Consider the following 24,732-nt stretch of genomic DNA (forward strand, 5'->3'; position numbering starts at 1 on the left):
CGGATTCCTTCAAACAGGCGGATTGGCGTCAGCGGCGACGCGCACGATACCGTTATCGATGCGCAGCCTGCCTTCAACGAACCAGCGTACCGCCTTCGGGTAAATAATGTGTTCCTGCGCCAGCACGCGGTCGGCCAGGGTGTGCTCGTCATCGTCAGGCAGCACCGGCACCACCGCCTGTTCGACGATCGGGCCGTGGTCGAGTTCGGCGGTAACGAAGTGCACTGTCGCGCCATGCACTTTCACGCCGGCGGCGAGCGCCTGCCGATGGGTTGCCAGCCCGGGGAAGCTGGGCAGCAGCGACGGGTGGATATTGAGCATGCGTCCGGCGTAATGTTCCACGAAGGGCGGCGTCAGAATGCGCATGAATCCGGCCAGCACCACCAGGTCCGGCGCGAATTTATCGATCTCGGCCTGCAGTGCGGCGTCGAACGCTTCCCGGCTCGGGTAGGCCTTGCTCGCCACCACCGCGGTCGGAATACCGTGTTCAGCGGCAAACTCGAGGCCTTGGGCGTCGGCGCGGTTGCTGATGACTGCGGCAATGCGGCAAGGCCACTGCTCGGAGCGGGCGGCGCGCACGATGGACTGCATGTTGCTGCCGCGTCCGGAAATCAGGATCACGATGTTTTTCATGGCGCGCATTGTACCGTAGCGGCTTCTTTCCTCTGAATAAAAAAAGCCGACCCCGGGCGGGTCGGCTTCCCTGGAGATGCGAAACAGTTACTGAAACGAATAGAACACGCGGAAAGCAACCTTGCGCTCGGCCCAGAAATCGGCGGCATCGCGGAACACATCCAGCAGCGTCTCGCGTGCTTCCTTGTCGAATTTCGGGGTATTGGGCAACTGCTCGATCACGACCAGGAAGCCCGGCTGCGGGCCGGCCTTGTACGCGAGGTCGGTCAGGCAGTCGGCGAGCGCGTCGAAGTTCTTGCCGAAATGCTTGGGAAAATGGAATGCGGTGGCGATCCTCGAGAGCACCTGCTGCTTGGTCGTGGCATCCGCACAGTAGGCATACAGGAAATGCTGGCCGAGACGGGCAGCCTCCTCCTGCAACTCGTTGACCCGGAAGGCGCGAATGGACTGCACCACGTTAGGCGGCACGGTTTTAAACAAGCTCATGTCTTCCTCGGCTCGTGCGATTAGCTGGACGGGGTCGCTGTGCAGTGACTCGATTCGCATGTCGTTACTCTTTGATGCGCCTGAAAGTCGCGTAATGATCTTCGGTGTAATAGTATTCGCCCGATGTCCTCGGGTCGCCGCCGGCAACGATACGCCGCGCGCCACGATTGCGCGCACCGGGGGTAGGCACCGTAAATTCGTGATAATACCCGCGCTTCTGTTTCGGCAAAACCCCTTCATAGTTCCGAAAAACACTTCCATCCTTTCGATATGGAAACGGGCCGCCCTGCTTGATCAGGGCCAGCGTCTGTTGCGCTTCCCTGGGCAGACGATCCACCGGCACCACGCCGAGGCCATCGCCCTCCCTTGCCATGACACTGGCTGAAAGGAAAAACGCAAGGACAAAAAACGTCCAACTTTTCAGTAGCTTAGCGATCATTGTCGGCTGCCGGTTGAATTAATTGAATTGCAACAACGCGCCACGCGGGATACCGTAGGGTAACGTTTTGTCAGGTGCGAGGCAACCCTCGCGCCTCGATTTCGAGCGGCTATCCGCACCGGCGTTCGCTCCTGTTTCGAGGGCCGCCCTTAATGGCGACATTGCCAAGATAGCAATGAAAAAAGAACCTGGAATTGCCGTTCACAAATTGTTGCAAAACTTACTTGCGCTTGAACAATTGCGGGTAGCCGGGGCGCAGAGATCTGCCGTTAAATACTCAGCAGATCATCAAGGAGAGCACCATGAAACACATCGGGTTTTTAACCATTAAATTGCTCGCAGCCGCCGCACTTGCCGTCGCCGCGCCGCTGGCTAGTGCCGGCGGCGACGTAAGCTGGTCCATCAGCGTCGGTTCGCCATACCCGCCGGCCCCGGTCTATGCGCCGCCGCCGGTCGTCTATGTGCAGCCACAGCCGGTCTACGTCCGACCGCGCCCGGTTTATGTCCAGCCAGCGCCGGTCGTATACGGTCCGACATATTACGTAGAGGAAGTCCGCCACCGGAAGCATCATCATCGCAAGCACCGCCACCACCACCACCGCTACGACTATTGACCGCCAATCCGGCATGCCGCATGCGGCATGCCGGCGTCCCGTCAGGCCGTCCTGGCCAGCGCTTCCGGCGCCGCTGTGACATGCTGCGCTCCAAAGAACGCAAGCACATCTTCCTTGCGCGCCAGCGCATCCTTGCGCCCGAGCGCGATCAACTCCCCGGTGTAGCTCGATTCGAACAGCAGATACGATGCCAGTGCCCCGCCCCGCACTTCGGTCGCGCCGATTGCGCCCAGCAGCATGCGCATCGGTCCCGGCAGGCTCTGCACATGCCGGCTTGCCAGTTCGTCTAGACGCTCGGAAGGCGCGATGATCAGCAGGTCCACCGGACGCAGCGGCGTGCGCGCGCGCTGCTCCTCGGTCAGCATCGACAGGGTGAGGTTGATGCGCGCCATCCGTTCGATGTCAACCGCAAGGCTGTCGAGGAAAATGCTCGACATCGCGTGGCCGGCAATCTGTGCCACGCTCGGATACTGGACGTGGTCCTGCACCTCCCTCGCCTGTTCCGACAGCCTGCCGGCGCCGATCACCAGCACCTTGTCGGCGCCCAGGTGGATCGCCGGCGAGATCGGCGCAAGCTGCCGCATCGAGCCGTCGCCAAAGTACTCGCGCCGGCCATTGCAGTAAATCGGCGTGGCCGGAAAAATCAGCGGAATCGCGGACGACGCCAGCAGATGCTCGACGCCTATCTGGCTGCGCAAGGCCAGACGCTGCGACCGCACCCAGGGTTCGATGTTGGCATCCGACTGGAAGAACGTGATATGCCGCCCAGCGGTATAGGACGACGCGGTGACGGCAAGCGCATGCAGCGCACCGTCCATCAGCGCTGCGTCGAGCCGGGGAAAATTCAGCATCCGGTTCAGCAGCGTGACCAGCGGGGTATTGTCGAGCAGGGAGTTGGGCGGATTGGTCTTCCATGTGCGCAGCAGCCAGCCGAAGGACAGCAGCGACAGCCAGCGCGCACCGGAACGGAGCACGCCAAGCGAATCCGCGCGGTAGACCTGCTCGGCGCTGATTTGCTCCCACACGCGCAGGACCATTTGCAGGCCCTCGTCGAAGTTGTCTGCATGGCAGGCGAGCGCCGTCGCGTTGATCGCGCCGGCCGAGGTACCGCAGATGATGTCGTAGGGATTGTGCTGCGGCTGCCAGCCGGCTTCGCGCAGGATGGCCGATACGCCGTCGAGGACGCCGACCTGGTAGGCCGCGCGTGCGCCGCCGCCAGTCAGCACCAGCCCGGTTCTCTTTTGTTTACCCATAGCAAGAGATTAGCAGGCGGCGCCGCGTTTGGGGAGGCGCGGCGGCTGCGGCGGATGAAAAAACGACGCCGGCCAGCCGCGGCGTTGACGGAATGATCAGTCGCCCTTGACGACGCCTTCACGCCGCGGGTCGGCGCCGCCGAACCACATCTCCTCGCCGTGGATGTTCATGCGCATGATGCCCTGCAGGCCGGAGTTCTGCTCCATCAGGCGCACGTTGTGTCCCTTCGCTTTCAGCTGTTCGACCAGGCTTTCCGGCACCCGGCCTTGCTCCAGTTCGGTCGGCCCGTTGCGGCTGCCGAAGTTCGGCAGGTTGATCGCCTGCTGCACATTCAGCCCCCAGTCCAGCGTTCCCACCAGGACCTTGGCGACATAGTTGATGATGGCCGAGCCGCCGGGCGATCCGGTCGACATCAGCAGCTTGCGCGTTCCCTTCTCGAACACCAGCGTCGGCGCCATCGAGCTGCGCGGACGCTTGCCCGGCTGCAGACGGTTGGCGACAGCGCCGCTGGCGTCGACCGGATCGAAGGAAAAGTCGGTCAGCTGGTTATTGAGCAGGAAGCCACGCACCATCTGACGGGAGCCGAACGCGTCCTCGATGGTGGTCGTCATCGAGATCGCATTACCGGCGGCATCGACGATGGAGATGTGCGATGTCGACGGCAGTTCCGGCGAGGTGTCCTCGCCAAGCGCAAGCGTTGTCGCCGGGGGGATGCCGAACTTCGCCTGCCCCATCGACTTGTCGGTGATGAGCGCCGCGCGTTCGGCCAGGTATTTCTTGTCGAGCAACGGCCGGGCGCTGTTCCCGGGCAGCGGTATGAAATCGGTGTCGGCCACATAGCGTGCGCGGTCGGCGTAGGCGAGGCGGCCGGCCTCCGAGAACAGGTGCACCGCTTCCGCGCTCGGCACGCCTTCCTTCGGCGCGAATGCCCGGATGTCCTTCGCTTCCAGCATGCCCAGCATTTGCGCGATCGCGATCCCGCCGGAAGACGGCGGCGGCATGCCGCACACCGTCCAGGACTTGTAATCGCTGCAGACCGGCTCGCGCACCTTCGCCTGGTAGCCGGCGATATCGGCAGCGGTAAGCAGGCCGGGATTGGTCGGGTGAGACTTCACCTTCGCCTCGATGTCGCGCGCAAGCTGGCCCTGGTAGAACGCGTCGGCGCCGCCGGTCGCGATGTCGCGCAATGCTTGCGCCAGCTCCGGGTTCTTCAGCACCTGCCCCGCAGGCCAGGGATTGCCGTTCTGATCGTAGAAATAAGCGGCGGCTACAGGGTCCTTCTTCAGATGCTGCTCGGTCTTGAGCATCGCATGCAGGCGCGGGCTGACCCTGAACCCCTCCTCGGCCAGCTTGATCGCCGGCGCAAAGAGTGTCGCCCACGGCAGCTTGCCGTATTGCCGGTGCGCGAGTTCCAGCATGCGCACCACGCCCGGCACCCCGACGGAGCGCCCCCCGACCACGCCATCGTGGAACGGAAGCGCTTTGCCGTCCGGACCAAGGAAGAGCTTTTCGTGCGCCGCGGACGGCGCGGTTTCGCGGCCGTCGAAGGCCTTGATCGTCTTGCCGTCGAAATGCAGCAGGAAGGCGCCCCCGCCGATGCCGGAAGATTGCGGCTCGACCAGCGTCAGGGCCATCTGTACCGCGATCGCCGCATCGACCGCAGTGCCCCCCGCGCGCAGCACCTGGTAGCCGGCGTCGGCGGCGAGCGGATTGGCGGCGGCCACCATGTACTTCTTCGCGGTCCATCCCGGCTTTTCAGTGTAACCGGTCGCCCGTTCCGGCGCCTGCATCCCCGGGGCGGAGGCGCGCTGCTGCGGCTCCGTGGTGCTCGCGCATCCGGCAAGCAGCATGGCTGCCGCTGCCATCGCATACAGTCTTGTTGTCGTCATCGATCGCTCCGGAAAAGAAAAAGACAAGCCATGGGCTTGTCTTAGTCTAGATTGGCGGCGAAAACCTGTCATGCCGCGATGCCGTCAATCCGGCACGGGCTTGAGATAGCTCACCTCAAGCCCGGTACGCCTGCTTACTTCGGCTGCATGCGGATCGCGCCGTCCAGACGGATCGTTTCGCCGTTGAGCATCACGTTCTCGATGATGGTCTTGGCCAGGTGCGCATACTCTTCCGGCTTGCCGAGGCGCGGCGGGAACGGCACCATCTTGCCCAGCGCATCCTGCACTTCCTGCGGCATGCCGAGCAGCATCGGGGTTTCGAAGATGCCGGGGGCGATCGTCATCACGCGGATGCCGTTGCGCGACAAGTCGCGCGCCATCGGCAGCGTCAGGCCGACCACCGCGGCCTTGGAAGCACCATAGGCAGCCTGGCCGATCTGGCCGTCATAGGCAGCCACGGACGCGGTGTTGATGATCACGCCGCGCTCGCCCTGCCCGGTTGCGTCGGCCTTGGCCATCGCGTCCGCCGCGAGGCGCGCCATGTTAAAGGTGCCGACCAGGTTGATGTTGACCACGCGCTGGAAAACGTCGAGCGGATGGGGGCCATCCTTGCCCACGGTTTTCACCGCCGGCGCCACGCCAGCGCAGTTGACCAGGCCACGCAGCGTGCCCATCGCAGTCGCCGCATCGACCACTGCGCGGCCGTCGGCCTCGGAAGTGACATCGCACTTGACGAACTTGCCCTTCAGTTCGGCAGCCAGCTTCTCGCCTGCCTCGACCTGGACGTCTGCCAGCACGACCTTGCCGCCGTTTTCCGCGATCATGCGCGCCGTTGCCGCACCGAGGCCGGAAGCGCCGCCGGTGATGATGAATACGCTGTTCTGGATCTGCATATCTTCCTCTTCTTGAATATCGGAAAGGTTAGTGACGTTTACGTAAACGTAAAATCGGGACAATTGTAGCGAAAATCCGGCCGGAAAAGTAAAAAAGGCAGCCGAAGCTGCCTTTCGAACCAGTGCCGTTGCGGCCCCTCCCGCCGCTACATGCAGTTACCAGCCCTGTCTGCCGAATGCCGGAGCAAACGGGAAACCCTGCCGCCGGTAGAGCGAGGACATGTACGCCGCATACGCCGGGTCGATACCACCGAATTGCTGCTGCCATTGCCCCGCGGCGAGTGCCTGCGGTGACAGCTGCGGGTGTTCGGCGTAACCGGCCGGGTAGGGATTGAAGCTCTGCGGCCCCATCGCCTGGCTGCCGGCAGCCGCGTTTCCCATCAGTCCGCCGATCGCCGCTGCCTGCGGCGCTGCCGTCGCGCCGGCCGGAATGCCTGCCTGAGGCTGCTGCAACCCAAGCGCGACCAGCACGTCCGGCAGCCCGAAGCCTGCGCGGCTGGGGTCGCCGACATTGATGCGGCGCGCGCTCATCCGGATGATCTGGAACAGCCGGTCGACCCGCTCGGCACTGCGTTCCCGGTACGTCGTGCGGAAGTCCGGGTGATGCGCGAGGATGAGAGCCGCAAGCCCGGTGATATGCGGCGCGGCCATCGAGGTGCCGTCCCAGACCGCGAAGTTGTTGGGTGGGACCGAAGAGGTAATCGCGACGCCCGGCCCGCATACGGCGATTTCCGGCCCGAAGCAGGAAAACTTCGCCGAGAAAAACCCGTTACCGTCGATGAACTGCGTAATCGTCTGCGCATGATAGCTGTCGGCGGGGAATTCATTAAGCTTGCCGACCGCCGCCACTGCAAGTACGTGCGGCGAAGAAGCCGGATACTGTACCGGCCCGCCCGAATTGCCGGCGGCAACGATGCAGGCCACCCCGGCTCGCCTGGCACGCAGCAACTGCTGCTCCATCGCTTCCGAGGGGTCGGCCCCTCCCAGGCTGAGATTGACGACGTCGATCTGCTTTTCGATGCAGTACTCGAGCGCATCTATCAGCTGGCTGACCTGCCCTCCGGGGAACAGCTTGCAGGCATGCACCTCGGCGTCCGGCGCGAAGCCGCGCACCCCCTTGGCATTGTCCGCGCCCGCGATCACGCCCGCGCAGTGGGAACCATGCGCGATCGTGTCTTCATTCCAGGTATCGGCATTCGTCTTCTTGTTCAGGATGTCGAACCCGAAGCGCACCTTGCCCAGGTCTTCATGCGCATTCGCGATGCCGGAGTCCACCACCGCAACCTTGATGCCCTGCCCGCGGTACTCTCCCGGAAGCTGGTCCAGGCGCATTACCTTCTGGCCCCAGGTATATACCTGCTGCCCCGGGAACCCGGCAAGTGAAGGCACGTCCGACAGCGGCCGCAGGCCGACCACGTTCGCTTCGTCGGTCGAGATGTCGGGTTGGGGCTGGTAGAAGCTCCAGTAGTCGAATTTCGGCTTGACGTACAAGGCGCGCACCGTCTGCGTGGTTTCGCCGAACAGGGTCAGCGTGACCTGACCGCGCTCATCGGTAGTCCCGGTCGCGGGCAGGAAGCTGCCGAAAAGGTAGACTTCCGCATCTTTGACCGGCGCATTGTCCTTGCCGAGCACGACAAACACCGACGACAGCACCGGTCCTGCCGTCGGCGCGACACCGGCCACGAGCGGCGGCATCTGGAGCGAAGGCTCAAGCAACGCAAGGCTCTGGTCGCGCTCGACGATCAGACGGCCCTGCCCTTGCTGGTGCAAGGTCACTGCCTTCTGCTCGGTCATCTTTGCGACAAGCACCGAAGGCGCATCGGAATAACCGTCGGCCAGTGCCCCCATGATGGTCTTCGGTCCGACCGTATCGACCACTTCGATATCGGGCATCGCACGAAGTGACTGCTCGATGAGCGAGGACGACAGTGGCTGCAAGCCCATCAGCTGCATGCCCGGCGACCGGCGCGCCGTAACCAGGTACTGCCCCTTGCGCGGCGTAACCGCCCGCCGGCCGGCGGGCTGCTCAGCGCCCACGGGAGATGCCGCAGCCTGCGGTACGGCAGGGCGTTTCGGATTTCCGGCTGATGCGGTGCTGCCTTCCCCGCCCTGCGCCGCACTCTCCGGCGGAGCTGAGTTTCCCGTTTCAGGTTGTTTGGCCATATTCTTTCCTTCCGTATTTAAACTAGTCGCCGCCGTTCTCGAAGAGTGAGAGCGGACGGTCGCGCTCGATGATCAATCTGTCGGACGAGGTGCAGAATCGTTCCTGCAGCGCCTTTGCTTTCTCGTGCGGCATGAGGAAAACAGCGGTATGCGGTGCGCCAGCCGGGCCGATGAGATCGGCCAGTTCGAGTTCCGGATCGGCTTCCGATTCGAAAATGAATTCGGCCAGCTTTTTCGGATCCTCGGCACGAACGATGTACCTCCCCTTGCCGGAGCCAGGTGTAAGCAGCGGCATCGCACTCTCCTTGAAAATGCCGGGAACGCGTCGCCGCGACGCCTCCCCGGCGAACTACGGCCGTTAATGAATGGTCGGCTGGGCCATGCCCGTCGTGCTGCCGCCCTGCGATGAAGTCTGGAAGCCCGGGTACCCCGCCTGCTGCTGTTGCGCGTATGCGAGCGCGGCCGGGTCGGCGTAGAACGGCAGCATGCGCCCGAGCTGCCCGGCCGCATTGCCGATCGCGCTGCCGAGTCCCTGCTGCCCGAAGGCGCCGCCGATCGCACTACCCAGCGGCTGCCCCACCTGGCTCAGCAGGTTGCCGAACCAGCCCTGCGGCGCCAGCTGCTGTTGCTGCGCATACGCCTGCGATATCGGATCCAGGCCGAACGGCAGGATGCGGCCGAGCTGCCCGGCCGCGCCGCCGATCGCGCTGCCCAGCCCCTGCTGTCCGAATGCGCCGCCGATCGCACTACCCAGCGGCTGCCCCACCTGGCTCAGCAGATTGCCGAACCAGCCCTGCGGCGCCAGCTGCTGCTGCGCATACGCCTGCGATATCGGGTCCAGGCCGAACGGCAGGATCGAGCCACCGATGCCGCCCGCGATCTGTCCGATCTGCGCGCCGAGGTTGGGGTTGCCGAACAGGCTGCCGATGCCCTTCCCGGCCAGCCCGCCAAGCGGAGCGCCGAGCAAGCTGCCAAAGAATCCTTGGGGCGCAAGTTGCTGTTGCTGTTGCTGCGCATACGCCTGTGATATCGGATCCAGGCCGAACGGCAGGATGCGGCCGAGCTGCCCGGCCGCGCCGCCGATCGCGCTGCCCAGTCCCTGCTGTCCGAACGCACCACCGATCGCACTTCCCAGCGGCTGCCCCACCTGGCTCAGCAGGTTGCCGAACCAGCCCTGCGGCGCCAGCTGCTGCTGCCCATACGCCTGCGATATCGGGTCCAGGCCGAACGGCAGGATCGAGCCACCGATGCCGCCCGCGATCTGTCCGATCTGCGCGCCGAGGTTGGGGTTGCCGAACAGGCTGCCGATGCCCTTCCCGGCCAGCCCGCCGAGCGGAGCACCGAGCAAGCTGCCAAAGAATCCTTGCGGCGCGAGCTGCTGCCCGTAAGCCTGCGCAGGATTGAACCCGCCTTGTAGTCCGCCGGAGAAGTTTTGCTGGAGTTCGTTCATCTTTCGGTCCTCATGTGGAAGCGACTAGCAGCCCTGGCAAATGATCAATGCAATTCCCACGGCGCTCTCGTGCATGCGCCGTCCTCCGAACGGGTTCCATGTAGTTGGTGATCGCGCCAGGGCATTTCACTGGGCGCGTTTATGGTTAGTGAATGCTATGTGTCCAGACAAACGTGTATGGACACGAACAGTCGATATCAGCCCGAGACTGTCCGTGAAAGCGGGACGGCGAGGTCAAATATCGGCTGCCCGTAGTGTGGTCGGCTGATACCGGCTTTTCAAGGACGAATTCCGTCTGTTTGACAGTGCTCAAACAGACGGACCTTCGCGTAAACCGCGAGGCTTATCCGGGTGCGGGAGTGTTGGTACTTATGCGTGTGACGATCAATTGACTCCATTTTGTGCATGACGATTTCCGTGTGCGTCTACCCGCTACACTGATGCATCGGATACCAGGGACACAGCGGAAGTAAAACAACTGCCAGTATTCGGCGAAGCGACAACCGGCCGTTCAATACCGGCGTCATCACGCCGCACATCCGCACGCTTGCGCGTGTCATGTCCGCTCTGCCGCAATGGGCGTTCGCAAAAAGAAAAACCCGCCCTTGGCGGGCGGGTCTTGCCGTATCCGGAAGGCCGCTCGCGCGGCCTTCGTACGGTGCCTCGTTACTTCTTTGGCGCGGGAGCCGATGCAGCAGAAGCATCGGCCGGGGCGGCGGGCGCAGCTGCTGCCGCAGCTGTTGCCGCCGGAGCGGTGATCGCGGCCGGCGCAGTGGAATGCGCGGCCGGCGCCGACGTGCCGATTGCCGGCAGCAGCGGCACCATCAGCAAGGCAACGATGTTGATGATCTTGATCAGCGGATTGACTGCCGGACCGGCAGTGTCCTTATACGGGTCACCTACGGTGTCACCAGTCACGGCCGCCTTGTGCGCGTCCGAACCCTTGCCGCCGTGATGGCCGTCTTCAATGTACTTCTTGGCGTTGTCCCATGCACCACCACCGGTACACATCGAGATCGCGACGAACAGGCCGGTAATGATGGTGCCCATCAGCAGGCCGCCCAGCGCGGCCGGGCCAAGGATCAGGCCGACCAGGATCGGCACGACGACCGGCAGCAGCGACGGCACGATCATTTCCTTGATCGCCGCCGTGGTCAGCATGTCGACCGCCTTGCCGTACTCCGGCTTGCCGGTGCCTTCCATGATGCCCTTGATATCGCGGAACTGGCGGCGCACTTCTTCCACCACGCTGCCGGCCGCACGGCCGACGGCTTCCATCGCCATTGCGCCGAACAGATAGGGGATCAGGCCGCCGATGAACAGGCCGATGATCACCATGTGGTCGGACAGGTCGAAGGACAGACGCATGCCGCGCGCTTCCAGTGCGTGGGTGTAGTCAGCGAACAGCACCAGCGCGGCGAGGCCGGCGGAACCGATCGCGTAACCCTTGGTCACCGCCTTGGTGGTGTTGCCCACCGCATCCAGCGGGTCGGTGATGTCGCGCACGCTGGCGGGCAGGTCGGACATTTCAGCGATGCCGCCCGCGTTGTCGGTGATCGGACCGTAGGCGTCCAGCGCAACGATGATGCCCGCCATGCTCAGCATCGAGGTGGCGGCGACCGCGATGCCGTACAGTCCTGCCAGCGCGTAGGACACCCAGATCGCGATACACACGAACAGCACCGGCCATGCAGTCGACTTCATCGACACGCCGAGGCCGGCGATGATATTGGTGCCGTGGCCGGTTGTCGATGCGCGCGCGACATGCTGCACGGGCTTGTAGTCGGTGCCGGTGTAGTACTCGGTGACCCATACCATCAGCGCGGTCAGCACCAGGCCGACGACGCAGGCGCCGAACAAAGCCATCGCGCTGATGCTCTGGCCGCCTGCCACCGCAACTGCGTCCGGGAACATCCAGGTCGTCACGAAGTAGAACGCGATCAGGGAAATCACGCCGGCAATGATCAGCCCCTTGTACAGGGCCGGCATCACGTTCTTCATGTTGGGCGTTGCTTTCACGAAGCTGCAGCCGATCACCGATGCGATGATCGATACGCCGCCCAGCACCAGCGGATAGATGACCGCGTTGAGCGGGGCGCCCGTCACCATCAGCGCGCCCAGGGTCATGGTGGCGATCAGGGTCACCGCGTAGGTTTCGAACAGGTCGGCCGCCATGCCGGCGCAGTCGCCCACGTTGTCGCCCACGTTGTCGGCGATCACTGCCGGATTGCGCGGATCGTCCTCGGGAATGCCGGCTTCGACCTTGCCAACGAGGTCGGCGCCGACGTCCGCGCCCTTGGTGAAGATGCCGCCGCCCAGTCGCGCGAAAATCGAGATGAGCGACGAGCCGAACGCGAGGCCGAGCAGGGGTTTGAGCGTAGTCGCATCGATCGTCTTGCCGTCGCTGATGAACCAGAAGAAAAGGCTCACGCCGAGCAGGCCGAGGCCGACCACCAGCATGCCGGTGATGGCGCCGCCGCGGAAGGCGACGGCAAGCGCCGGCCCGATGCCCCTGGTGGCTGCCTGTGCGGTTCGTACGTTGGCGCGTACCGAGACGTTCATGCCGATGAAGCCGCAGGCACCGGACAGCACGGCGCCGACGATGAAGCCGATGGCAGTGGTCGCGTCGAGGAAGACACCGATCAGAATGGCGAGCACGACGCCCACGATGCCGATCGTCTTGTATTGCCGCGCCAGGTACGCGCCGGCGCCCTGTTGGATGGCCGCCGCGATTTCCTGCATGCGCGCATTACCCGCGTCCTGGCTCAAGATCCAACTCCGTGATACCAACCCGTAAACGACGGCGATGATGCCGCACGCTACGGCCAACCACAATCCTGTTGCCATATCGACTCCTCCAAGTTTCACGACTAAGTTAAAACAACGACGTTCCGGAGGACGGCGGCGGCATATGCCCGGTGCTGCACGGGGGCATCTGCTGTCGTCGTCCCGCGAGTACTACACTGCAAAAACTTCTGACGCTACTGTCTTGCTGAAGAAATTCGGTTGGTTCGTATTGTTGCATGCAGCGAATCCGCTGTGTGTCTGGTACCGGCTCCCCTCTGGATTCTTTGATCCGCGCTGCGCTTACCAGGCGGAAAAAAAGCGGACACGAGGTCCGCTTCTTCTTTACTTAGACAAGGCCGCGAAGGCATTGTCCCGGATCGTATCGACCGGGCCTACACCCGAGATCTTGCGATACTTAGGTGCTCCCGGCTGACCGGACTGGGCCCATTTGTTGTAATAGTCGACCAGTACTTCAGTCTGGTTGTGATAGACGGCAAGACGTTTCTTCACGGTGTCTTCCTTGTCGTCGTCGCGCTGGATCAGCGCCTCGCCGGTCACGTCATCCTTACCCTCGACCTTGGGCGGATTGAACTTGACGTGGTAGGTGCGGCCGGACGGCTGGTGCACGCGGCGTCCGCTCATGCGTTCGACGATGGCTTCGTCCGGCACGTCGATCTCGAGAACGTAGTCGATCGCCACACCCGCTTCCTTCATCGCGTCGGCCTGGGGAATGGTGCGGGGGAAACCGTCGAACAGGTAACCCTTGGCGCAATCCGGCTGTTTCAGGCGGTCCTTCACCAGGCCGATGATGATGTCGTCGGAAACCAGGCCGCCCGCATCCATCACCTTCTTTGCCTCCAGCCCGAGCGGCGTTCCCGCTGCGACAGCGGCACGCAGCATGTCGCCGGTGGAGATCTGCGGAATGTTGAACTTTTCCTTGATGAAAGTCGCTTGCGTGCCTTTACCGGCACCTGGCGGTCCTAGAAGGATGAGGCGCATGAGAGTTTCCTAGACTGGTTTTAAATTCTTTTGCGACAGGATAGGCCGCCAGGGCGGGCGGCATTCCTGCATTGACATGCTTTTTATCACACAAACTTTTCACGAAACTTACCACAAAATTAACCCGAACCGGAGTCCCCGGCCGGATTTCTTCTAATTTCCTTGACCGAAATGCAGCCGTACCCGTGCCAGGTCCTCCGGCGTATCCACCCCTGCAGCGGGGGCCTCCGGGGTCACATGGACCGCGATCGGATAGCCGTGCCAGAGCACGCGCAGTTGCTCCAGCGCTTCGATCTGCTCCAGCGGCGACAGTGCCAGCCGGGGATAAGCCTGCAGGAAAGCATTGCTGTACGCGTACAGGCCGATGTGCCTCAGCGGCACATAGCCGGGCGGCAGCGCCTCCTTCGAGGCGGCGAAGCCGTCGCGGTGCCAGGGAATGGTCGCACGTGAAAAATAGAGAGCCCGGCCCGCATTGTCCAGCACCACCTTCACCACGTTGGGATTGAAGATGTCGGCCACGGCCTCGATCGGATGCGCCGCGGTGGCCATCGGCACGCGGTCGCCGATCAGCGCAGCGGTGCCGGCGATCAGTGCCGGAGAGATCAGCGGTTCGTCGCCCTGCACATTGACCACCACCGCATCCGCCGGCAACCCCATGGTGGCAGCAACTTCCGCAATGCGGTCGGTACCGGATGGATGGTCGGCGCGCGTGATGCAGGCGCTTACGCCGTGCGCCCGGCAGGCGGCGAGGATGTCTGCATGGTCGGTGGCAACCACGACCGAGGCGGCGCCGGATTGGGCGGCGCGTTCCGCCACGCGTACCACCATCGGCTTGCCGCCGAGGTCGGCCAGCGGCTTGTTCGGCAGCCGGGTCGAAGCGAGACGTGCGGGAATGATGACGGTAAAGCTCATGCGGGAGCAACCGGCATGCGTATCAGGAATTGGCGGAGGCGGGCGCGGCGTTCAGGTCGCGCGCCTGGTCGGCCCACATGATCGGGATGCCGTCGCGGATCGGATAGGCAAGCTTGTCCGGGTTGCAGATCAGTTCCTGCGCGTTCTTATCGTATTCAAGCGGGCCCTTGCAAAGAGGGCAAACCAGGATATCAAGCAGTCGGGCGTCCACGACATTTCTCCACTATGCGTTCGGCGAGCGCGCGGTCAATGCGCGCGGTCACCGGCACGACCCGGATGCGCGGGTCGCGGTTGATCGTATCAATTCGCGTACATTTTACTGCATCCTTCTCGGTGATCAGGATGATATCTGCGTCGATACGCGCGAACGGGTTGTCGGTGAAATCGTAATGGTCAGCGAGCGGATGCTCGTCGACGGCGAGGCCGGCGGCGCGCAGCATCGCGAAAAAGCGGGACGGATTGCCGATGCCGGCCGCCGCCGCGATGCGCTGGCCGCCGGAGGCGAGCGCATGCAGCGGAAGCGTGTTCGACGGCGCGGAAAGACAGTAAGCAGCGTCCGCCACCAGCTGCATCCGGTACGCATCCGACGGCGCGCCGGCCGGCGGCCGCGCCGCGTTGTACACGGTGAAATCACGCGGACGCGAAGGCGGCTCGCGCAGCGGCCCGGCCGGCAGCAGCAGTCCGTTGCCGTTGCCGCGTTCATCGCACAGCACGATCTCCACATCCCGCGCCAGCGCATAGTGCTGCAGGCCGTCGTCGGAGACGATGACATTGACCTCCGGATGACGCGCCAGCAAGCTGCGCGCCGCCTCCACCCGGCGCCTGCCCACCACTACCGGACACTGCGCACGGCGCGCAATCAGCACCGGCTCGTCGCCGGCCTGCTCCGGCGCGGAACTTGCAAGCACTTCGGCCGGCGCCGCGCTCTTCCCGCCGTATCCGCGCGAAATCACGCCCGGCACAAAACCCGCGCGCCGCAATTCCTGCACCAGCCAGATCGTCAGCGGGGTCTTGCCGGTGCCGCCGACGAAGATGTTGCCCACCACAACCACCGGCACCGGCAGGCGCGCGGCATGCAGTACGCCGGCGCGATAAAGAACGCGGCGCGAACCGGCGATCGATTGGAATACCAGGGAGAGCGGCCACAGTGCCGTCGCGGTCGGGCCGCGCCGCAGCCAGGCCCGGGAGAGGAAGGATTCGGCGTCCTGCGTCATTTCCTGCCGCTGGTCTGCGCGGCAAAGGTGACTTTCTCGAAGCCGGCCAGGCGCGCCGCTTCCAGCACGTTGATCACCGACTGGTGGGCGGCGGTGGCATCGGCATTGATGATGACCACCGGATCCTTGCGCCCCTGCCCCTTCGTATCGGCGACAGCCTTCAGCTCCGAGGCCAAAGCGGACGCATCGCGCGCCGATATCTGCTGGCTGTCGAGCGCGTAATGGCCCTGCGCATTGACTCCGACCTGGATTTCGAACGGCTGCTCGACCGCCTTCTCGGCGTCGGCGGTCGGCAGCGTGATCTGCAGCGCGGTGAACCTGCTGTAGGTGGTCGTGATCATCAGGAAGATCAGGATCACCAGCAACACGTCGATGAAGGGAATCAGGTTGATTTCCGGGTCGTCGCGGCGCGTGCCTTTGCGGAAATTCATGAGGACGCCCTACTTGCGGTTGCCGTGCACGATGTCGACGAACTTCACCGCCTGCTGCTCCATGTCGACCAGGAAGCCGTCGACCAGCGCGCGGAAGTGGCGGTAGAACACCAGCGCGGGCATTGCGATGGCCAGGCCGAAGCCGGTGTTGTAGAGGGCGACCGAGATACCGTGCGCCAGCTGCGCCGGATTGGTGCCGGTGGCGTTTTGCGAGCCGAAGATCTCGATCATGCCGACCACCGTGCCGAACAGTCCCATCAGCGGCGCCAGCGTGGCGATGGTGCCGAGCGTGGTCAGGAAGCGCTCCAGCTCGTGCGCGGTACCGCGCCCGGCTTCCTCGATGGACTCCTTCATCACGTCCCGCGGCGCGTTGACGTTGCGCAGGCCGGCGGCGAGCACCCGGCCAAGAGGCGAATTCTGTTCCAGGTTGGTCACGACCTCGTTGCTGATCTTGCCGTTCTGATACACCCGTATCACTTCGTCGAGCAGATTGGCCGGCAGGATGCGACGGCGGCGCAGGTACAATACGCGCTCGATGATCAGTGCCAAACCGATAACGGAAGCAATCAGCAGCGGCCAGATCGGCCAGCCGGCGGCCTGGATAATGGCGAGCAAAACGGGCTCCTTGGGAGTGAATTCAGTCGGATGCAGAATGTATCCTGTTGGGACGCCGCGGGCAAGGCGTTGCAGCGCAATGCCGCTCAAAAAGTTCTGCACAGCGGCTGTGGATAAGTATGTGGGTAAAACCCTGCGGGAGAGCAAAAGTGCTTGATTTCAAAGGACTTTTATTTTCCAGCTGGTAATTTGGCACAACTTCTTTTCTCAATAAAATCAATGACTTACAGCCCCGCCTTGCAGTTTGTAACGAGATATGACGAAAAAATGACGATTTGGCGCGGCTGTGGACAGCTTTTGCCTTGGAATGCCGCATGAATACTGGTTCCCTGAATGAAAACCCAGGCGCGACGCCGCCTGTGCTGACGGTTTCCGCGCTCAACCAGGCAGTGTCACGGATGCTTGAGCGCAGCTTCCCGCTGGCCTGGGTGTCCGGCGAGATCTCCAATTTCACCCGCGCCGCGTCCGGCCACTGGTACTTCACGCTCAAGGATGACGCCGCCCAGGTGCGCGCAGTAATGTTCCGCGGCCGCGCGCAGTATGCCGGCTTCACGCCGCGCGAGGGCGACAAGGTCGAGGTGCGGGCGCTGGTGACACTGTATGCGCCGCGCGGCGACTACCAGCTCAATGTCGAGGCGATCCGGCGCGCCGGTGTGGGCAACCTGTACGAAGCCTTCCTCGCGCTCAAGGAAAAACTGAATGCGGAAGGCCTGTTCGATCCGGCGCGCAAGCGCCCGCTCGCGCTGTTCGCGCGCACTGTCGGCATCGTCACCAGCCCGCAGGCGGCGGCGCTGCGCGACATCCTGAGCACGCTGCGGCGCCGCGCGCCGCATGTGCGGGTCATCCTCTACCCGACGCCGGTGCAGGGCGAAGGCGCGGCACAAAAGATCGCGCAGGCGATCCAGACCGCTTCCGCCCGCGCCGAATGCGATGTACTACTGGTGTGCCGGGGCGGCGGCAGCATCGAAGACCTGTGGTCCTTCAACGAAGAGGTGGTGGCGCGGGCAATCGCCGCGTGTTCGACGCCGGTGATTTCCGGTGTCGGCCACGAGACCGATTTCACGATCGCCGACTTTGCCGCCGACCTGCGCGCGCCAACGCCGACCGCCGCCGCCGAAATGGCGGCGGCGCCGCGCGCCGACTGGCTGGCGACGCTCGGCGCGCATGCGGACGACCTTACCCGTGCGTTCCGCCGGCTGGTGGCAGAAAAAGCGCAAACGCTGGACTGGATGTCGCGGCGCCTGGTCAGTCCCTCCGCGTATATCGTGCATGAACGGCTCAAGCTGCGCGCGCTGCAGACCCGGCTTGCGCACGCCACCCGCGTGCCGCTCAACGAGGCGCGCCACGCGCTGTCGCACCTGCAGACGCGGCTGGCCGCGCAACTGCCGGAGACCGGTCCGGCGCGCGCACGGCTCAAGGACGACGCGCGCCGGCTTGCATCGCGCATGGAGACGCAGCTGGCCCGGCGCCGGCAGGCCCTTGCCGCGCTGGAAGCCCAGCTGGAACTGCTGAATCCGCAGCGCACGCTGGAACGGGGCTATGCGATGGTGCTGGACGGTAAAGGCAGGATCGTGCGCGCGCCGCAGGACCTTCGGCCGCGGGAAACCGTCACCGTCCGCCTCGCCGAAGGCTCGGCGGAAGTCGGAATCGCAAGCGTGCAGGCAACATTGGACTAGCGGACCAAATGCCGCCGCGCTTTTCCGCAGATCCTCCGTACTGCATCAACACGGCCGGTCATGCAGTTTGTCCGTATCCGTCTTACAATGACGGCTTTCAAAAACAACATCAACCGTAACAACCGAAAGGAAGCGCCATGGAACATACCCTGCCCCCCCTGCCCTACCCGATGGATGCGCTGCAGCCGCACATGTCCAAGGAAACCCTGGAATACCACTACGGCAAGCACCACCAGACCTACGTCACCAACCTGAACAACCTGATCAAGGGCACCGAATTCGAGAACGCGTCCCTGGAAGACATCATCAAGAAGTCCTCCGGCGGCCTGTTCAACAACTCCGCCCAGGTGTGGAACCACACCTTCTTCTGGAACTGCCTGAAGCCGAACGGCGGCGGCGCACCGACCGGCGCGGTGGCCGATGCGATTAACCAGAAGTGGGGGTCGTTCGACAAGTTCAAGGAAGAATTCAGCAAGTCCGCCGCCACCAACTTCGGCTCCGGCTGGACCTGGCTGGTGAAGAAGGCTGACGGTTCGGTCGACATCGTCAACACCTCCAATGCCGGCACCCCGCTGACCACCGCCGACAAGCCGCTCCTGACCTGCGACGTGTGGGAGCATGCGTACTACATCGACTACCGCAATGCCCGCCCGAAGTTCCTGGAAGCGTTCTGGAACCTGGTGAACTGGGATTTCGTCGCAAAGAATCTTGCCTGATCGCCCCGAGAGCAAGGTCCGACCCCGCCGCGAGCGGGGTTTTTTTCGCCTGCCGCAGCGGTGCAAGCATGCTGTCAGCATACGCACGTAGGGTTACGCATCTGTTGAAAAAGTTTCACGCCAGGGAGAGCCGCTTGCCTTATCCTTGCGCCAGCCGAATTCTTAACTTTGCACCTCAACCACCATGAAGACGTCCCACCATCGTCACACGATCCGCAAGATCCTGGTTGCGAACCGTTCGGAAATCGCGATCCGCGTCATGCGCGCAGCCGCGGAGCTCGGCATTCGTACCGTGGCCATCTACGCCAACGAGGACCGCTTCGCGCTGCACCGCTTCAAGGCCGATGAAAGCTATCTCGTCGGCGAAGGGAAAAAGCCGATCGCCGCCTACCTCGACATCGATGACATCATCCGGATCGCGAAGGAAGCGGATGTCGATGCGATCCATCCCGGCTATGGCTTTCTGTCGGAGAACCCGGATTTCGCAGAAGCCTGCGCGAAGAACGGCATCACCTTCATCGGCCCGAAACCGGACGTGATGCGCACCCTGGGCAACAAGGTTGCCGCGCGCAACGCCGCGATTGCGGCGGGCGTGCCGGTGGTCCCCGCCACCAGCGCACTGCCGTACGACATCGAGCAGGCGAAGAAGATGGCGGCCGAGATCGGCTATCCGCTGATGCTCAAGGCAAGCTGGGGCGGTGGCGGACGCGGCATGCGCGTGATCGAATCGGAGGCGGACCTGCCCGGCCAGCTCGAGGTCGCGCGGCGCGAGGCGCTCGCCGCCTTCGGCAATGACGAGATGTACCTCGAGAAACTGGTGCGCCGCGCACGCCATGTCGAGGTGCAATTGATGGGCGACACCCACGGCAACCTGGTGCACCTGTTCGAGCGCGACTGCTCGGTGCAGCGGCGCAACCAGAAGGTGGTCGAGCGCGCGCCCGCCCCCTACCTCGACGACGCCAGCCGCGCCGAATTGTGCGACGCGGCGCTGCGCCTTGGGCGCGCGGTCAGCTACACCCATGCCGGCACCGTCGAATTCCTGATGGATGCCGACACCAACCAGTTCTACTTCATCGAGGTCAATCCGCGCATCCAGGTCGAGCATACCGTGACCGAGCAGGTGACCGGGGTCGACATCGTGAAGGCGCAGATCCGCGTGTCCGAAGGCATGAAGATCGGCGAGAAGGATGAACACGGCGCCGGCATCCCGGCGCAGCAGGACATCCGCCTGAACGGCCATGCGCTGCAATGCCGGGTCACCACCGAAGATCCGGAAAACAACTTCACGCCGGACTACGGCCGCCTCGTCGCCTACCGCAGCGCCGCCGGCTTCGGCGTGCGCCTGGACGGCGGCACCGCCTATTCCGGCGCGGTGATCACGCCCTACTATGATTCGCTGCTGGTGAAGGTAACCGCCTGGGCGCCGGCCTCGGACGAGGCGATCGCGCGGATGGACCGCGCGCTGCGCGAATTCCGCATCCGCGGCGTGTCGACCAACCTGCCCTTCCTCGAGAACGTGATCAACCATCCGTTGTTCAAGTCGGGCGAATGCACTACGCGCTTCATCGATACCACGCCGGAACTGTTCCATTTCGCCAAGCGGCGCGACCGAGCGACGCGCCTGTTGCGCTTCATCGGCGACGTCGTCGTCAACGGCAATCCGGAAATGAAGGGGCGCAAGAACATCGACCATGTGATCCCCGCGCCGCTGCTGCCGAGGGTGCACCGATCGGCCCCCATCCTGCCCGGCTCCCGCGACAAGTTCAAGGAACTGGGCGCGGAAAAATTCGCGCAGTGGATGAAGGAGCAGCCACAGGTGCTGCTCACCGACACCACCATGCGCGACGCGCACCAGTCGCTGTTCGCCACCCGCATGCGCACCGCCGACATGCTGGCGATCGCGCCCTACTACGCGCGCATGCTGCCCAACCTGTTCTCGATGGAATGCTGGGGCGGCGCCACCTTCGACGTCGCGATGCGCTTCCTGAAGGAAGACCCGTGGGAACGCCTTGCACAATTGCGCGAACAGGTGCCGAACATCCTGTTCCAGATGCTGCTGCGCGCGTCCAATGCGGTGGGGTACACCAATTACGCCGACAACGTCGTGAAGCACTTCGTGCAGCAGGCGGCGGCCGGCGGCGTGGACCTGTTCCGGGTGTTCGATTCGCTGAACTGGGTCGAGAACATGCGGGTAGCGATCGACGCGGTGCGCGAAACCGGCGCGCTGTGCGAAGGCGCGATCTGCTATACCGGCGATCCGTTCGATCCGGCACGTCCGAAGTACAACCTGAAGTACTACGTGAACATGGCCAAGGAACTGGAAAGGGCCGGCGTCAACATCCTCGGCATCAAGGACATGGCCGGCGTATGCAAGCCGCATGCGGCGCGCGAGCTGGTGAAGGCGCTGAAAGAAGAAGTCGGCCTGCCCATCCATTTCCATACGCATGACACCTCCGGCATCGCTGCCGCGAGCGTGCTGGCGGCGGTGGAAGCCGGCTGCGACGCGGTCGATGGCGCGATGGATGCGATGAGCGGCCTGACCTCGCAGCCCAACCTCGGCTCGATCGCGGCAGCGCTGCAGCACACCGCGCGCGATCCGGGAATGGACAAGCAGGCGATGTTCGCGATCTCGCAGTACTGGGAAGGCGTGCGCCGCCAGTACGAACCGTTCGAAGCCGACATGCGTTCCGGCACCTCGGACGTGTACCGTCATGAGATGCCGGGCGGGCAGTACACCAACCTGCGCGAGCAGGCGCGCGCGATGGGCATCGAGCACCGCTGGACGGAAGTGGCGCAGGCCTATGCGGACGTGAACCAGCTGTTCGGCGACATCGTGAAGGTGACGCCGACTTCGAAGGTGGTCGGCGACATGGCGCTGTTCATGGTCGCCAACGACCTGTCGCCGGAAGACGTGCGCAACCCGGACAAGGAAGTCGCTTTCCCGGAATCGGTGATCTCGCTGTTCAAGGGCGAGCTCGGTTTCCCGCCGGACGGCTTCCCGCAGGAACTGGAAAAGAAGGTCTTGAAGGGCGGCAAGCCGATGGAGGGGCGCCCCGGCGCGAACCTGCCCCCGGTCGACCTGGCGCAGGCCAGGGCCGATGCGGAAAAGGCGGTGGGCCGCACGATCAGCGAACAGGAACTCGCGTCCTGGCTGATGTACCCGAAGGTGTTCCGCGACTATGCGGAGCATCGCCGCAACTATGGCGACGTGAGCGTGCTGCCGACGCCGGTGTTCTTCTACGGCCTCAAGGAAGGCCAGGAGATCTCGGTGGATATCGACCAGGGCAAGACGCTGGTGATGCGCCTGCAGGGCCGCACCGAACTGGAAGAGGAAGGCCAGAGCAAGCTGTTCTTCGAACTGAACGGCCAGGCGCGCATGGTGCGCATCGACCGGGCCGGCGCGGTGAAGCAGGTCACCCACCCGCGCGCGCAGGACGGCAACCCGAACCATGTCGGCGCGCCGATGCCGGGCATGATCGTCACGCTCGCGGTCAAGCCGGGACAGAAGGTGGCCAAGGGCGATCCGCTGGTGTCGATCGAGGCGATGAAGATGGAAACCATGATCCGCGCCGAACGCGATGCGGTGGTCAGGCATGCGCATGTGAAGCCGGGCGCGGTGGTGGCGGCCAAGGACCTGCTGATCGAACTGGCGGACTGAGGCGCATCTCCCGGCACGGAAAGGGCCTGCTGCATGCAGGCCCTTTTCATTTTCATTATCGGAGTATCAACTGCCACATCGTCCGCCGCGCCGAATTGGTGTGACTACGGCAGCCCGTTTAATTAAAATACCAGCTTTTTCGGGGCAGCCGCCGCGCCTATCGCTCGCGTTTCCCCTGGAACAAGACACCCACCATGCTCCCTTCCTTCCTCTCCAGACCGATGAAAACCCTGACCAGTCTCGCTTTCGCGCTCGCCACGCTCGCCCTCACCGGCGCCGCGCATGCGCAGCAGACGCTGCGCGTCTCCGCGATCCCGGATGAAGCGCCGACCGAATTGCAGCGCAAGTTCAAGCCGCTGGGCAGCTACCTGGAGCAGAAGACCGGCATGAAAGTCGAATTCGTTCCGGTCACCGACTACGCCGCGTCGGTCGAAGGCCTGATCAACAACAAGCTGGACATGGTGTGGTTCGGCGGTTTCACCTTCGTGCAGGCGAAGATCCGCAGCAACGGCAAGGTGGTGCCAATCGTGCAGCGTGAAGAAGATGAAAAATTCCGCTCGGTGTTCGTCACTACCGACAAGGCGATCAATAAGCTGGAAGACCTGAAGGGCAAGACCTTCGCCTTCGGCTCCGAATCGTCGACGTCGGGCCATCTGATGCCGCGCTTCTTCCTGCTCGCCGCCCAGGTGAATCCGGATACCGACATGAAGCGGGTCGCGTTCTCCGGCGCGCACGACGCGACGGTGGCGGCGGTTTCCGGAGGCAAGGTCGATGCCGGCGCACTCAATATTTCGGTCTGGGAGAAACTGCTCGCGCAGGGCAAGGTCGACAGCAAGTCGGTACGCGTGTTCTACACTACCCCGGGTTACTACGACTACAACTGGACGGTGCGCGCAGACATGGACCCGTCGCTGCGCAAGAAGCTGACCGACGCCTTCCTCGCATTGAATGCGAACGATGCGCAAGGCAAGGAAATCCTGGAACTGCAGCGCGCCACCCGCTTCATTCCCACCAGGACCGAAAATTATGAACAGATCGAGAAAGCGGCACGCAACGCCGGCCTGTTGAAATAAGAATGAGTTTTGCACTGCGCGGCGTCAGCGTACGTCACTCTTCCTCCGCTGCCGCCAGTCCTGCCGCGCTGTCCGACCTGACGCTGGCGATTTCCCAGGGCGAGCAGCTGGCGCTGATCGGCCCGTCGGGAGCCGGCAAGACCACGCTGCTGCATGCGCTCGCCTGCGCGAACCGGCCGCATGCCGGGGAGTTCCGCGCGTTCGGCATAGATCCGTGGGCAATGGGCAACGCCAGCCGCCGCGCGTTGCGCGCGCGCCTGTTCCTGGCGCCGCAGACCCCGCCGCTGCCGCCGCGCCAGCGCGTGGTGACCGCGGTGCTGGCGGGGCGCCTGCCGCAATGGACGCTGTGGCAGGCGTTTGCGTCGCTGCTGAAACCGGCCGATGCGCGGGCGGCGTGGGACGCGCTGTCCCGCTTCAATCTGCAGGACAAGCTGTACATGCGGGTGGACCGGCTGTCCGGCGGCGAGCGGCAGCGCTGCAGCATGGCGCGGCTGCTGGTGTCGCAGGCGCAAGCCTTCCTCGTCGATGAACCGCTGTCAGCGCTCGATCCGGCGCTCGCTGCGCACACGCTCTCGGTGTTGCAGCAGGAAGCGGCGGCACGCAATGCGACGCTGGTCTGCAGCCTGCACCAGGTGGAACTGGCGCGCGCCTGCTTCCCGCGCATCGTCGGCGTGCGCGCCGGCCGGATCGTGTTCGACGCGCCGCGCGAGGCGGTCACGGACGCGATGATCGATACCCTCTACCAGCACGCCGCGCGCGATGCCGTTGCACCGGCGAGCGAGCAGGCCGGAGATGAAGGCGCGATGCCGCTCATCACGCGCTGCTTCTGA

General features: G+C 64.0%; 22 protein-coding genes. 6 read left to right on the forward strand and 16 right to left on the reverse strand.

All coding sequences use genetic code 11. The annotated features are described in order from the left end of the window. Positions 1-9 precede the first annotated feature (9 nt). The 3 genes from purN to VEC01_RS01900 form a co-directional block, all read right to left on the reverse strand. Entirely contained in the window at positions 10-642 is a 633-nt protein-coding gene (gene purN / locus VEC01_RS01890; RefSeq protein ID WP_324898193.1) for a phosphoribosylglycinamide formyltransferase, read from the reverse strand. 78 nt (positions 643-720) lie between these two features. Next, on the reverse strand, positions 721-1,119 hold the full coding sequence (locus VEC01_RS01895) for a barstar family protein (RefSeq protein WP_324898195.1): 399 nt from the start codon (positions 1,117-1,119) through the stop codon (positions 721-723). 64 nt (positions 1,120-1,183) lie between these two features. Further along, a complete protein-coding gene (locus tag VEC01_RS01900) occupies positions 1,184-1,558 on the reverse strand; it encodes a ribonuclease (protein ID WP_324898197.1) in 375 nt (124 codons plus the stop codon). A 302-nt stretch (positions 1,559-1,860) separates the two neighbouring features. Here VEC01_RS01900 and VEC01_RS01905 point away from each other — a divergent pair, with 302 nt between their 5' ends. Further along, positions 1,861-2,172: a hypothetical protein gene (locus VEC01_RS01905; RefSeq protein ID WP_324898199.1), complete on the forward strand. Its 312-nt coding sequence runs from the start codon at positions 1,861-1,863 to the stop codon at positions 2,170-2,172. Between the two features lie 41 nt (positions 2,173-2,213). Here VEC01_RS01905 and VEC01_RS01910 read toward each other — a convergent pair whose 3' ends face one another. From VEC01_RS01910 to VEC01_RS01970, 13 genes are all read right to left on the reverse strand, one after another. Next, positions 2,214-3,425: a patatin-like phospholipase family protein gene (locus tag VEC01_RS01910; RefSeq protein WP_324898201.1), complete on the reverse strand. Its 1,212-nt coding sequence runs from the start codon at positions 3,423-3,425 to the stop codon at positions 2,214-2,216. 96 nt (positions 3,426-3,521) lie between these two features. Then, a complete protein-coding gene (gene ggt / locus VEC01_RS01915) occupies positions 3,522-5,315 on the reverse strand; it encodes a gamma-glutamyltransferase (RefSeq protein ID WP_324898203.1) in 1,794 nt (597 codons plus the stop codon). Between the two features lie 134 nt (positions 5,316-5,449). Continuing rightward, entirely contained in the window at positions 5,450-6,208 is a 759-nt protein-coding gene (locus VEC01_RS01920) for a 3-hydroxyacyl-CoA dehydrogenase (RefSeq protein WP_324898205.1), read from the reverse strand. A 156-nt stretch (positions 6,209-6,364) separates the two neighbouring features. After that, positions 6,365-8,245 carry a S8 family serine peptidase gene (locus tag VEC01_RS01925; protein ID WP_324898207.1) on the reverse strand — a complete coding sequence of 627 codons (1,881 nt, stop codon included), beginning with the start codon at positions 8,243-8,245 and terminating at the stop codon, positions 6,365-6,367. Between the two features lie 148 nt (positions 8,246-8,393). Continuing rightward, a complete protein-coding gene (locus tag VEC01_RS01930; protein ID WP_324898209.1) occupies positions 8,394-8,666 on the reverse strand; it encodes a hypothetical protein in 273 nt (90 codons plus the stop codon). Positions 8,667-8,729: 63 nt separating this feature from the next. Continuing rightward, entirely contained in the window at positions 8,730-9,821 is a 1,092-nt protein-coding gene (locus tag VEC01_RS01935) for a glycine zipper family protein (protein ID WP_324898211.1), read from the reverse strand. 666 nt (positions 9,822-10,487) lie between these two features. After that, entirely contained in the window at positions 10,488-12,668 is a 2,181-nt protein-coding gene (locus VEC01_RS01940) for a sodium-translocating pyrophosphatase (RefSeq protein ID WP_324898213.1), read from the reverse strand. 282 nt (positions 12,669-12,950) lie between these two features. After that, positions 12,951-13,607, reverse strand: coding sequence for an adenylate kinase (gene adk, locus VEC01_RS01945; RefSeq protein ID WP_324898215.1), 657 nt, complete (start codon positions 13,605-13,607; stop codon positions 12,951-12,953). A 153-nt stretch (positions 13,608-13,760) separates the two neighbouring features. After that, positions 13,761-14,519, reverse strand: a complete 759-nt coding sequence (kdsB, locus tag VEC01_RS01950; RefSeq protein ID WP_324898216.1) for a 3-deoxy-manno-octulosonate cytidylyltransferase — start codon at positions 14,517-14,519, stop codon at positions 13,761-13,763. A 22-nt stretch (positions 14,520-14,541) separates the two neighbouring features. Next, positions 14,542-14,730: a Trm112 family protein gene (locus VEC01_RS01955; protein WP_324898218.1), complete on the reverse strand. Its 189-nt coding sequence runs from the start codon at positions 14,728-14,730 to the stop codon at positions 14,542-14,544. Then, positions 14,711-15,733 carry a tetraacyldisaccharide 4'-kinase gene (gene lpxK, locus VEC01_RS01960; RefSeq protein WP_324898220.1) on the reverse strand — a complete coding sequence of 341 codons (1,023 nt, stop codon included), beginning with the start codon at positions 15,731-15,733 and terminating at the stop codon, positions 14,711-14,713. The genes VEC01_RS01955 and lpxK overlap by 20 nt, the downstream gene beginning before the upstream one ends. After that, a complete protein-coding gene (locus VEC01_RS01965) occupies positions 15,730-16,164 on the reverse strand; it encodes a biopolymer transporter ExbD (RefSeq protein ID WP_324898221.1) in 435 nt (144 codons plus the stop codon). Before VEC01_RS01965 ends, lpxK begins: the two co-directional genes overlap by 4 nt. Positions 16,165-16,173: 9 nt before the next feature. Beyond that, positions 16,174-16,779, reverse strand: coding sequence for a MotA/TolQ/ExbB proton channel family protein (locus tag VEC01_RS01970; protein WP_324898223.1), 606 nt, complete (start codon positions 16,777-16,779; stop codon positions 16,174-16,176). 314 nt (positions 16,780-17,093) lie between these two features. On the opposite strand from VEC01_RS01970, the gene xseA reads away from it, so the two are divergent. The 5 genes from xseA (at position 17,094) to VEC01_RS01995 (ending at position 24,732) form a co-directional block, all read left to right on the forward strand. Beyond that, positions 17,094-18,455 (forward strand): exodeoxyribonuclease VII large subunit, encoded by a 1,362-nt coding sequence (gene xseA / locus VEC01_RS01975; RefSeq protein ID WP_324898225.1) that lies wholly within the window; start codon positions 17,094-17,096, stop codon positions 18,453-18,455. Positions 18,456-18,592: 137 nt separating this feature from the next. Further along, on the forward strand, positions 18,593-19,171 hold the full coding sequence (sodB, locus tag VEC01_RS01980) for a superoxide dismutase [Fe] (protein ID WP_324898226.1): 579 nt from the start codon (positions 18,593-18,595) through the stop codon (positions 19,169-19,171). A 184-nt stretch (positions 19,172-19,355) separates the two neighbouring features. Beyond that, entirely contained in the window at positions 19,356-22,829 is a 3,474-nt protein-coding gene (locus VEC01_RS01985) for a pyruvate carboxylase (protein WP_324898228.1), read from the forward strand. 221 nt (positions 22,830-23,050) lie between these two features. Next, positions 23,051-23,902: a putative selenate ABC transporter substrate-binding protein gene (locus VEC01_RS01990; protein WP_422656545.1), complete on the forward strand. Its 852-nt coding sequence runs from the start codon at positions 23,051-23,053 to the stop codon at positions 23,900-23,902. Between the two features lie 2 nt (positions 23,903-23,904). Further along, entirely contained in the window at positions 23,905-24,732 is an 828-nt protein-coding gene (locus VEC01_RS01995) for a phosphonate ABC transporter ATP-binding protein (RefSeq protein WP_324898232.1), read from the forward strand.

The sequence above is a fragment of the Noviherbaspirillum sp. genome, from assembly GCF_035627455.1.
GTDB lineage: Bacteria > Pseudomonadota > Gammaproteobacteria > Burkholderiales > Burkholderiaceae_D > Noviherbaspirillum.